The 10229-nt window shown below is 56.9% G+C and carries 12 protein-coding genes and 1 pseudogene; 1 reads left to right on the top strand and 12 read right to left on the bottom strand.

Annotated elements, in window-relative coordinates; all coding sequences use genetic code 11:
- Positions 1–6 precede the first annotated feature (6 nt).
- The 3 genes from JZX88_RS12930 to JZX88_RS12940 are packed head-to-tail and all read right to left on the bottom strand — an operon-like array spanning position 7 to position 2915.
- Positions 7–909, bottom strand: a complete 903-nt coding sequence (locus tag JZX88_RS12930) for a carbohydrate ABC transporter permease (protein WP_142856231.1) — start codon at positions 907–909, stop codon at positions 7–9.
- The gene (locus tag JZX88_RS12935; protein ID WP_110760630.1) at positions 909–1856 is read right to left on the bottom strand and encodes a sugar ABC transporter permease; all 948 of its coding nucleotides are present in this window, start codon (positions 1854–1856) and stop codon (positions 909–911) included. Before JZX88_RS12935 ends, JZX88_RS12930 begins: the two co-directional genes overlap by 1 nt.
- Before the next feature lie 15 nt (positions 1857–1871).
- Positions 1872–2915, bottom strand: coding sequence for a LacI family DNA-binding transcriptional regulator (locus JZX88_RS12940; protein WP_206913815.1), 1044 nt, complete (start codon positions 2913–2915; stop codon positions 1872–1874).
- A 132-nt stretch (positions 2916–3047) separates the two neighbouring features.
- Here JZX88_RS12940 and JZX88_RS12945 point away from each other — a divergent pair, with 132 nt between their 5' ends.
- Entirely contained in the window at positions 3048–3950 is a 903-nt protein-coding gene (locus tag JZX88_RS12945) for a ribokinase (protein ID WP_206913825.1), read from the top strand.
- A gap of 212 nt (positions 3951–4162) precedes the next feature.
- On the opposite strand, the gene JZX88_RS12950 is transcribed toward JZX88_RS12945, so the two are convergent.
- The 9 genes and pseudogenes from JZX88_RS12950 to JZX88_RS12990 all read right to left on the bottom strand — a co-directional run.
- A complete protein-coding gene (locus JZX88_RS12950) occupies positions 4163–4693 on the bottom strand; it encodes a hypothetical protein (RefSeq protein WP_206913816.1) in 531 nt (176 codons plus the stop codon).
- A gap of 141 nt (positions 4694–4834) precedes the next feature.
- Positions 4835–5308: pseudogene (locus tag JZX88_RS12955) on the bottom strand (contractile injection system protein, VgrG/Pvc8 family); the annotation flags it as partial.
- Positions 5309–5391: 83 nt separating this feature from the next.
- The gene (locus JZX88_RS12960; protein WP_077767958.1) at positions 5392–5697 is read right to left on the bottom strand and encodes a PAAR domain-containing protein; all 306 of its coding nucleotides are present in this window, start codon (positions 5695–5697) and stop codon (positions 5392–5394) included.
- Positions 5698–5719: 22 nt separating this feature from the next.
- Positions 5720–6508: a hypothetical protein gene (locus JZX88_RS12965; protein ID WP_065116705.1), complete on the bottom strand. Its 789-nt coding sequence runs from the start codon at positions 6506–6508 to the stop codon at positions 5720–5722.
- Positions 6509–7039 carry a hypothetical protein gene (locus JZX88_RS12970; RefSeq protein ID WP_065116706.1) on the bottom strand — a complete coding sequence of 177 codons (531 nt, stop codon included), beginning with the start codon at positions 7037–7039 and terminating at the stop codon, positions 6509–6511.
- 10 nt (positions 7040–7049) lie between these two features.
- Positions 7050–7973, bottom strand: coding sequence for an HNH endonuclease (locus tag JZX88_RS12975; RefSeq protein WP_059761059.1), 924 nt, complete (start codon positions 7971–7973; stop codon positions 7050–7052).
- Entirely contained in the window at positions 7970–8449 is a 480-nt protein-coding gene (locus tag JZX88_RS12980) for a hypothetical protein (RefSeq protein ID WP_065116707.1), read from the bottom strand. Before JZX88_RS12980 ends, JZX88_RS12975 begins: the two co-directional genes overlap by 4 nt.
- Positions 8446–9042 (bottom strand): DUF4123 domain-containing protein, encoded by a 597-nt coding sequence (locus tag JZX88_RS12985; RefSeq protein ID WP_206913817.1) that lies wholly within the window; start codon positions 9040–9042, stop codon positions 8446–8448. The genes JZX88_RS12980 and JZX88_RS12985 overlap by 4 nt, the downstream gene beginning before the upstream one ends.
- Before the next feature lie 8 nt (positions 9043–9050).
- On the bottom strand, positions 9051–10229 hold a 1179-nt coding region (locus JZX88_RS12990; protein ID WP_206913818.1), incomplete at its 5' end, for a type VI secretion system Vgr family protein.

The raw sequence follows: 10229 nt of genomic DNA on the forward strand, positions 1-10229 counted from the left end.
CGGATTTCAGCCCTTCAGCGCACCGCTCATGGTGCCCTTGGTGAAAAATTTCAGGATCAGCGGATAGACGGCCAGGATCGGGACGATGGTCAGCAGGATCATTCCAGCACTCAGCGCCCGGATGTTGATCTGGCTTGCGCCGGTGTAGTTGACGGAGTTTTCCAGCCCGACCATGGCGATCTTGTCACCCTCGACGACAAACTGGCGAAGAACGACCTGAAGCGGCCATTTCGATTGGTCGTTGAGATAGATCATCGGCCGGAAGAAGTCGTTCCAGTGAAACACGAAGTAGAACAGCGCGATGGTGGCCAGAGCGGACTTCGAAACGGGCAGCGCGATGTGCCAGAACGTCTGGAACGCATTGGCACCGTCAAGTTCCGCTGCTTCCAGTATCTCGCTTGGAACCTCCTCGAAAAACCGGATCAGGATGATCAGGTACCAGGCGTTGACCACCTTGAAGAGGATGACGGACCAGTAGCTGTCGATGAGCCCGAGCCGCTTGTTGAGAAAGTAGTCCGGAATGATGCCCGGGTCGAAAACGATGGTGACGAGCACGAAGACGAGGATCACCCGCCGCCCCGGCAACCCGGGACGCGACAGCGCCCAGGCCATCAGCGCGGTGAAACAGACCCCAAGCGCCGTGCTGGTGAGGGTGATGAAGATGGAATTCACTACCCCGCGCTGCACGGACGGATTGGTGATCAGAAGCTGCCAGACCTCAAGCGAAAAACCGTTCGGAACGATGGTAAGACCGCTCATCCCCGCCACTTTGGACGGATCGGAAAGCGACACGGCCAGAAGATTGAGCAATGGCTGAACCATCACGATCGCAAGCAGAAACAGGGTTGAAAGAATGATTGCATATTCGGCCCGCTCAAGCGGTGTCCTGCGAATCCTGTTGGCAGCCATCACCAGACTCCCTTGCCGGTCAGTTTTTTGGAAAGAAGATGCGCGCCCGTGATCAGCAACATCCCGAGAGCGGCCTTGAACAGACCGGCGGCCGTGGCCAGGGAATATTGTCCCGTCTGCAGGCCGATCCGGTAGACATAGGTATCGAGGATATCGATATGGCTGCGGACGATGTCGTTGGTGAAGTTGATGACCTGGTTGAGATCGGCATTGAGGAACATGCCGGCATTCAGGATGAACAGTGTCGCGATGGTGGGAACAATGCCCGGAATCGTCACATAGAGGATTTTCTGCCAGCGGTTGGCGCCATCGATCTCGGCGGCCTGATAAAGCTCCTGATCGATGGCCATGATGGCGGCGAGATAGAGAAGGCTGTCCCACCCGGCCGAACGCCAGATTTCCGAAAAGACCAGCACCCAGCGGATTGTCCCATTCTCCGTCATGAAGGAGACCGGCTGTATCCCGAAGAAGCCGGTCACTTCATTGACCGCGCCCGTGCTTGGAGAAAGAACCGCAATGAAAATGCCCGCGATGACCACCCAGGACAGGAAATGCGGCAGATAGATCGCCGACTGCAGGAACTTGCGCGTTCCCGTGCCCCGCACCTCGTTCAGCAGCAATGCGACGAGGATCGGCACCGGAAAGACGAACACGATCTTCATGGCCGAGATGATCAGCGTATTGGCAAGCACCTGCCAGAAGATCGGAGAGGAGAACAGCAGTTCAAAATGCTTCAACCCGACCCAGATATTCGGCGGAATGATGCGCAGCTGCTCGAAGGCGATCTTCGCTTCCCAGATCGGCATGTAATGGAAGATGAAGAAGAAGATCAGCGCCGGCGCCATCATGGCATAATAGGGCCACCATTCGCGGATCGATTTTCCTCTTTTTTTGGGAACGTTCCCAAACTTAACGCCAACGGATGGCGACACCACTCCCTGGTTCATTGCAGAATTACCTCCCTATGCCACCCGGCCGACTTTTGCAGCCGAAAGGTTGGCCACCGATCCCCGCTCCACGACGCGGCACGGCACATAAATACGATGATGATCCGAACGGCCGGCCATTTCCTCAAACAGGCTGATGACCGCCGTCGACCCGATCTGCCGTCCGTCCTTTTCAATCGTGGTCAAACCAGGCCAGGAAAAGGCACCGGACGGAATTCCGTCAAAGCCGAGAATGGAGACGTCATCCGGGCAGGAAAGGCCAGCTTCCCGAACCGCCAGAATTGCGCCTAAAGCCATGAGATCATTAGCGCAAAAGACAGAAAGCGGCTTGCCTTTATCGGCTGCGGCCAGAAGCTTGTGCATCGCCGCCCTGCCGCCATCGACGGTATAGTCGCTATCCTCCGTCCTCAATACCGATGGATCCATGTCCAGTTCGACACAATGATCATGAACCGCCCTCAGGAACCGGGCGCGCGCCAGGCGAGACTTGGGGCCGAGGATCAGGGCCGGGTTCCTGTGGCCATGGGCCAGCAATATATCCATGCCGAGGCGTACACCCTGGGCTATGTCGGAACCAACGCTTGACGTATCGGGGAAGCGCTCCGCGCTCGAACCGATCAGCACGAAGGGCATTCCAAAGCGATCAAGGTCGTCGAGATTGTCGGCCACAGGGTTGATGATCGCACCGTCGACACGCGCCTGTCGCAGCGCCCGAAAATGCGAAGCTTCCTTTGCCGCGTCCCAGTCGGACGAAAACACCAGCAGCGACACACCCTCCTGAGCCGCACGATCCTGCGCGCCACGCGCGACTTCGGCCCAGAACGGGTTGGTAATATCGGGGATGACCAGCCCGAGCAGGCCGCTCCGGCCGGAACGCATGCCCACGGCGAGATGATTGCGCTCGTAACCCGTGGCCAGAACCGCCGCGCGAACCCGCTCGGCCGCCTCGTCGGAAATGTTCGGTGAGCCGGCGAGAACGCGGGCGACCGTGCTTTTCGACACGCCCGCCTTTTTCGCGACATCAACGATGGTCGCTCTCCGGCCCGCTTCATTTCCCATTTTAAATCCTCCCACACGGCAAAGACGGCACTTCGCCGATTGACGTGGGAACGTTACCACGACAAAATGCAGGAGACAATAGCAATTTTGAAGTGGCTTGGCCGCATCCGCGAACAGGAGAGAATGACGTTCATGATTACGGTGCTGGGTTCAATCAATATCGACCTCGTGGCGCGGACGCAGCGCCTGCCCCGGCCGGGAGAAACCGTCGCCGGCAAAGCCTTTGCCGTCGAAGCGGGAGGGAAAGGCGCAAACCAGGCGCTGGCGGCGCGGCGTGCGGGCGTGGATGTGCGGTTTGTCGGGGCCGTCGGTCAGGACCCTTTCGCGGACATGGCGCTCGCATTGCTGGATGAAGCGGGGGTCGATCTCTGGAACGTAAGACGCCTGCAAACGCCAACCGGCACGGCGCTGATCAGCGTCACCGGCGATGGCGAAAACGCGATCATCGTGGTTCCCGGCGCCAATGGCGAACTTGCCGGCACCGATGTGGACACGGCAATCGCCGCGATGCAGGAGGGCGACGTATTGATGCTGCAGCTGGAAATACCGGTGCCGGTGGTGGAGCGCGCGCTTGTTCTGTCCCGTCAGACGGGCGTGACCACCATTCTCAACCTGGCGCCCGCCTTGCCAGAAGCTTCGGCCCTTGCAGCGCTTGCCGACATCGTCATCACAAATGAAACGGAGTTTCAGCTCCTTGTCAGCGGCGATCCAATGGCCCTGGAAGACCTTGATGCAAAGCTGAAAGATCTGCACGGAATATCCGGACAGAGCTTTATCGTGACGATGGGCGCAGAAGGCGTTACCGCCATTCATGAAGGGCAGATCCACCGGACCAAAGGGCTGACGATAACGCCGGTCGACACCGTCGGCGCGGGAGATACCTTCTGCGGTTATCTGGCCGCATCAATCGCCGCCCGCCTGCCCTTCCCCGACGCGCTCCACCGGGCGGCGGCTGCCGGATCGCTCGCCTGCACCCGGCCGGGCGCGCAGAGGGCGATCCCGACGAGTTTCGAAGTCCAGTCAGCCATTAGCTAGAGCATGCGGCAGCGGGGAAGGGCGGTACCCGTCCTCGTCTTGACGCAGTTCTTCGTGGCGCGGCCATCTGGTCGTGTCCGACCTTGCCGTTGGCGATGGTCGGAGCGACGGCTGTCTCGCGCGAACGTTGAGTGAGTTTGCCGTCCTCGCTCGGGTATTCACAGCGACTTACTTCGCTTTGAAAGCAACCGAACCACGGACCCGCTCTCGTATTAGGCCAGCAGGCCATCATTCGTTACTTCGATCAAGTTCTCTTTTTGGAAAGTCCCGTGACCCGGCTTGAACAGCACCAATTGGGGCCAAGTAAAGCCGGTACTCTTGCTCACGAAAATGGGTGGTTTTCCTTTTGGACTGTACTCGATCACGAAGCCCGCCAATTCCAGTCCAAGCGAGGGCATTATCACGCTATTGTGGTTCCAGAAAACTGACCCTGCCGCTCTTCCGAGTGCTGAATAGACGCGTTTCGGATCGTCCCGGAATATCGAGACGTCTTGGAACCGGACGTCAATTATGTCGGACTGCCCGATGGAGAGAAAGGTCAGAACTCCTTCTTGAAATGAGCAGAGTGGGGCGTCGCGATCACGAAATTCATTAATTGCCGAACCGCCGTTAGGTAATCTTTCCTCGGTCGTTTCATCGATAGGCCCCATCACATTCTCAAACTCGGCAACTTGGGCCTGTGTCATGCCGAATTCGAGCGGCCCCAGACCTTTATGAGGGTTGACGATCCAAATTTCAGTCACAGTGTGTTTCCTTGTGTTCTTTACCTTCTGGGCGAAATTTCATCTCTGCATCTCCTGATGCGATGCGGCGTCGACACAGGCACGCCTGGCGCAGTACACCCGTTCCGCAGGTGACTTGCTGGAGCGGGCGAGCATATATTCGGCCTCTTCAATGCGCGAGGTGGACGAGCCGAACACCCGGTCATGATCCGCCTCGATCGACTGGGTTCTGAGTTTCTGCTCCCGCTCGGCCTCTTCAACCGTGCTGATCCGGGCCGGATATTCATAAAGCTCACGCTTCGTCCCATCCGGCATCTGCACCAGCGACGGCGTCATCGTGCCCGGCACCATGCCCGGCGTCTCGAAGTTCCAGTCCGCACCCGCCCGCTGGCCCGATACATAGGAAAAACGCCGTGCCCAGTCATTGATGTGTTTGCGGTCCGAAGACCCCTGCGCCAGACGCACCCTGCCCTCGTCCTGCGCCGAAGCCGACGGGGCAAGCCAGCCGCTGGCGCTGTCGGCCACATGCAGCTTGTGGGAACCGTCCTCATGGCTGAACCAGTAGAACAGCCCGTCCTCCTCGAAACGGCGCGTCAGATAATCAAGGTCCGTCTCGTTCCATTGCACGCTGTAGTGTTACGCAGCCCTGTTGCAATCAATACAGCGTTGAACGCCTGTTCACGCTACCAACTGTTGTTAGCCACCAATGCATGCCGCCTTCATTCAAATGTCAGCCACGGAACGCCTTGGACAAGCTTGCCACCGTGAGCACACGCATCACCCAACCGGGCAATCTTTTTGCCGTTTATACTGGCGACTGCGGAACCAGATGTGATCCTATCCGAAGTTGTGGGAACACCCGTGCAGAGCAGACTGTCCCCCACGGTGGCAACCGGCACACCTTCAACAGTAACAAAATTCTGTTGAGTGGAGACTAAAGGGCCACCGACATGCGGTCTCGGGCCGGGATCGACTTTGGGACAGATGTGCATATGGCCTTTAAGGGAGACTGGGCTGGCGGTCATTGGCTCCTCCTTTTCAACTAAATCAAGCCGCATGTGCAAAAGGCAGCGGCGCTATGGCGAGCACTCGATTATTCCCGCCCCGGAACCGCAGCCCCCTGTCAAAATCCCCCCCGTTCCTCCACTGAAAAAGACACGGATCGGACCGTACGATGAGCGGGTTAAGGTCCAGAAGCACAGCTTCAAATCCGGCGACATCGTCGGGTTTCAGGTAAATGTCGACGATAGCATCATCAATATGAGCGACCTCCCTGAAACGGTCCGCAAAATCAACCAGAGCTGCTGCGATGGATTTGGCATTGGCTTCTATCTCAGGAAAAAAAGCGGTATGAAAATACTGCGAGGCGCCAATGAATTCCCGGTTTTTCATGAAGAGCCTGAACTCAGACCATTTCGGAATGTCTTTCCACGGCCGTATGAACATGCAGACGTCAAATTTATCTTGAAGTGAACTGGCAAGAAGCCCCGCCACACGGGGGTTATCCCGCAATATATGAGACATGAGTTGGGCGCTGTTGAAGATCGGGCTCGCCTGATACCGTCCCGGCTGCTTGAAACTGCATCCTCCGAGACGAAAATGAGCACCATCTTTGAAAACCGCCGTTTTGGCATCTATGCCTATGCGAAATTCATCCGATAGCTGGGTGAGTTCATCTATGTCGAACAGCTCGCGGAAAGCCGCAGTTCTACTTCCTATCGCGGCGCGATCCCGCTCCGAAATAAGCAACTGCTCGAAGGGCAATCCCAACTCGCACACCTCGTCGGGCCAGGATTCGATGAAGGTTGCTCGCCATTTTTCGTGCAGACCAAGCATTTATATCTCGTCGGCCTTTTTAAGATTGTAGAAGAACTCATAAAGAGACGGGGCGGCGAAACCCAGGCCCCGCGCGTTATTTCCTGTGCCGAAGGGATCCGACGCTTGTTCCCACAGCCATACTCGGTTGTCGGTCTTATCCTGACCATTCATCAACAAATACGAATTCCCACCGTCAGCGGTGCCGAAGAATATCATTGGTAAGGTGAACTGGTCAGGCCACGTGGAGCTGCTTATGAACATGTCGTATCGATCATAAAACCGCTTCTTGCCAGAAACCAGAACTTGAACTTCATGCGCGGAACGCCCGCCATCCTCATACGTCACAACAAAATTTGCGTAGATATCGGGTTGTTCGAAGCCATTCCAGCCATAACGCATGAGAACCGCAGCAAGCTGCTCCGGCACGGACAATGTGGTGTAGTCCTCAAATTCGTGAATATCTTGGGCAGACCAGAGAGAGTCTTCCTCAAAAGACCAATCGCCCGTTGCCTGCATTCTGGCGATTGCTTCATCCAAAGTAACGCTCATAATATTTTCCTCAATAAGCAGGGTCTTTTACTGCTGAAGCGCCCCCGGTATGCGCACCTCCGCCTGACTTTACGGCATGGATTCGTTCATCAACAAGCTGCATCGTTGATGTATCTTCATTGTGGTGCCACGTGTAGCCATCCTCCATTTTGGAAGCGTTCCAGCTGCCATACCTCTCTTTCATCGCTGTTCTCGCTTGCCCGAAATCGCCATTTCGCGCGGCGTGGTTGCCCTGCATATCAGGTATTCGTGCTTCGATGGGCTTGCCGTCTGGGCCTTTTTGGCTGAAGGGCGAGAAATCGGGCTTACCATTTCGGTATTGAACGCCATCCTGCCCATATTCTTTCAACGCCTTGTCGGCCGGCGTCCCTGGTTCAGGGGACCACTTACTGTTGCCCGGCTCTCCAGACCACTTCCCCTCCCGGGGAATGTTCTTGTATTTGCCGCCGTTCTTATACTCGTCGATCTTTTTCTGACGGCATGCCTTCGTATTGCATTTTCTCAGATCTTCCTGAAGCTTGCGGTATGCTTCGCCGCGCTTGGAAGCCCAATATTTCGATGCCGCTGCCGACTTTCGTACATGGTCTTCGAGCGCCTTGACCTTGCGCTGGGCGGCAGCAACCTGACTCATCAGTTTTTCCGCATACCGCGCAATCTTGGTGCCCTTGGCAGCGGCCTTGGCCCCATCACCCCAGACAGGAATAAGACCGACCAGATCAAGCCCGGCATCTGCCCAGTTGCCGGTCCAGGCGTTTCCAATCGCGCTCGCAACATCCACGACACCGCCCACCACGGGCACGGACGAAGCAGCCAGCCAACCCGCTTCTTTCGCGATTTCGGTATAGCGCTGGTTCAGCATATCCAGATCGCGGCGGGCCAGTTCAAGCTCGCGTGTATCCGGGACATTGACGAGATCATCAAGATGCTGGCTCATTGAACGTCTCTCGCCTTGGCAGCACGCTCACGCTCGAACTCCTCCTCGATGTCGTCATAAGGGACGCCGAGAATGTTGTTCTTCATATATTGCGGGAACCAGAAGGCATTGTCGCTCCGCGCAATCGCATTTCCCTCCTGGCTCATGGTCGGCTCAAGGTTACAGCGCTCGATACGTTGTTCCTCGGTTTGGCTTCGGTCTCCCAGGATGGATTTATACGGTTCGAAGAGAAAGAAATCCGGGCCGATCCTCCACATCAAAACGACAAAGTGAATTTGATAAACTGGATCGGAAAAGCCGAAATGCTCCGCATAGCGTCTGCCCCAACGTGTCATTTCGGTAGCCTGGGGCGACCCCGCCATATCAGAGAAACTGGGCAGATGCTTTGGCATCACTTCCCTGGTAAAATAATTCGTAAAATCGTCGTCATCGTGCAGCATCGCATTCATCTGACGCGGATCGAATTCAATGATCATGATAATGCCCTCTCAACTGCCTTTGCCTGGCCTGTGCCACCAGAAGGCAACACGACCTCACGATGTACAATGCCACCTTCAAAGCGGAACTTGAGTAATTCTCCCGCCTTCAGATCGTTTTCACAATAAAAACACTCAATTCCCTTGAAAAAAACAGCAGCCTGCTCTGACGTCAGGACTGGCAGATACTGACGCAGAGTTCGCGGGTCGTAATAACGAAAGAAGTGGATGGTCCCCTCGTTATCTTTGACCACAGTAAATTTCCTCAAATGCCGAACGACATCCTCCAGCGCATGGGACGTTCGCAGAAAAACCGACCAGCGCTTGCCAAAGCCTTTGTCGACAAGCCATTGCAATACGCTTTCGTCAGATGTCATCTCCGCGACCCAAGCCGTATCGTCTCCGAATTCCTCAAGCGCGTTGCCTCTGTAAAGACATGCAACCTTGTCCGTCATGGCCTGAAGCGCGGGTGGAATAATCATCGGCGCCCGGGACGCATCGACCACGGCATAAAGACGGCCGGCTCCACCAGCCCCCTGCTGCTCCCGCAGTTTGGAAAGAACTTTCTGCCTCTTCTCGGTATCGAGTTCCACGCCACCCCCTACTTCTTCGAGCAGTCTTCGGCAAAAGGTTTGTTCGTGCTTTTGCCGGCACTGCCCCGCTTGAAGTTCACAGCGTTTGCTTTGACCTCGAACTTGGATGCCTTGATAAACACCCCGTTTTTGTTGATCTCGATAACGCCACCGGGCGCCGCAAGCACGATCTTGTCGCTGACGATTACCGTGTGATTTTCAGTTTGCGTAAAAATGGCTTTGCCAACATTTATTTCGTAACGCTCTCCAACGGTTGTCTTCTTTGTCTTTCCGACGCTTTCCAGCGATGTCTGTCCGACATTGGTGACCTTGCTCACCCCGATCTGTTCAGCTCTCGCAACGCCGACACTGTCCGATTTGAACGTGCTGACAATCGTGTTCATGATGCCCGGCAGCGGGAACAATCCCGAAGCATCGGAACCGACACCCGTGCCCGATCCTGCAAGCGCCGTGCCCGCATCGGCCCGCGGACTTGGACCGGAGACAACGCCCTCGCGCGATGACAGACCGCCCGCACCGAGAAAGCCGAGTGCGGACGAGGCAAGCGTTGTGGCAAAGGCCGCAACACCCGGGCCACCGCCACCGGCGATCTGTGCTGCCTGACTGAGCAGCCCCGCCGTCTGGCCGGAGAGCGCCTGCACGCCCGCCATGGCCATCATCGCCATCGGCCCCGTGCCACCGACGACCGTATTCACAGAACCACCGATCTCGTGTTTCTGGTTGCCGGATACTTCCACGGCCCGATTGCCGCCAACCGAGGCGACTTCGTGCCGGTCGATGCGCTTGGTGCGGTCATTCAACACCCGCGTCGTCTGGTCCTTCTGGGCATGGAAGAACTGGTTCTCCTTGCCGGCCTCGTCCTCGAAGGTGATTTCGTTGAAACCGTCGCCCTTGTGGCTGTTGGAGCGCAGCACCATGCGCGTCTTGTTGGCCGGCAGGTCGTAGGGCACGGAATTGGCGGGATTGTTCACCACGCCGATGACCAGCGGCTTGTCCGGGTCACCATCGACAAAGGCAACCATTACCTCCATGCCGATGCGCGGGATAACCTGCGCACCCCATGTTCCGCCGCCCCATGCCTGGCTGACCCGCACCCAGCACGTGTCCGTGCCATCCTTCTTCGCCTTGCGGTCCCACGGGAACCACAGCTTGATGCGGCCATACTGATCCGGATGGATTTCCTCACC

Origin of the sequence: Agrobacterium sp. OT33 (genome assembly GCF_017313365.1) — a bacterium.
GTDB lineage: Bacteria > Pseudomonadota > Alphaproteobacteria > Rhizobiales > Rhizobiaceae > Agrobacterium > Agrobacterium rhizogenes_A.

Bases quoted from the DNA above. Each gene is read 5' to 3' on its own strand.
- JZX88_RS12930 (WP_142856231.1), bottom strand. From the start codon at position 909: ATGGCTGCCAACAGGATTCGCAGGACACCGCTTGAGCGGGCCGAATAT.
- JZX88_RS12935 (WP_110760630.1), bottom strand. From the start codon at position 1,856: ATGAACCAGGGAGTGGTGTCGCCATCCGTTGGCGTTAAGTTTGGGAAC.
- JZX88_RS12940 (WP_206913815.1), bottom strand. From the start codon at position 2,915: ATGGGAAATGAAGCGGGCCGGAGAGCGACCATCGTTGATGTCGCGAAA.
- JZX88_RS12945 (WP_206913825.1), top strand. From the start codon at position 3,048: ATGATTACGGTGCTGGGTTCAATCAATATCGACCTCGTGGCGCGGACG.
- JZX88_RS12960 (WP_077767958.1), bottom strand. From the start codon at position 5,697: ATGACCGCCAGCCCAGTCTCCCTTAAAGGCCATATGCACATCTGTCCC.
- JZX88_RS12965 (WP_065116705.1), bottom strand. From the start codon at position 6,508: ATGCTTGGTCTGCACGAAAAATGGCGAGCAACCTTCATCGAATCCTGG.
- JZX88_RS12970 (WP_065116706.1), bottom strand. From the start codon at position 7,039: ATGAGCGTTACTTTGGATGAAGCAATCGCCAGAATGCAGGCAACGGGC.
- JZX88_RS12975 (WP_059761059.1), bottom strand. From the start codon at position 7,973: ATGAGCCAGCATCTTGATGATCTCGTCAATGTCCCGGATACACGCGAG.
- JZX88_RS12980 (WP_065116707.1), bottom strand. From the start codon at position 8,449: ATGATCATTGAATTCGATCCGCGTCAGATGAATGCGATGCTGCACGAT.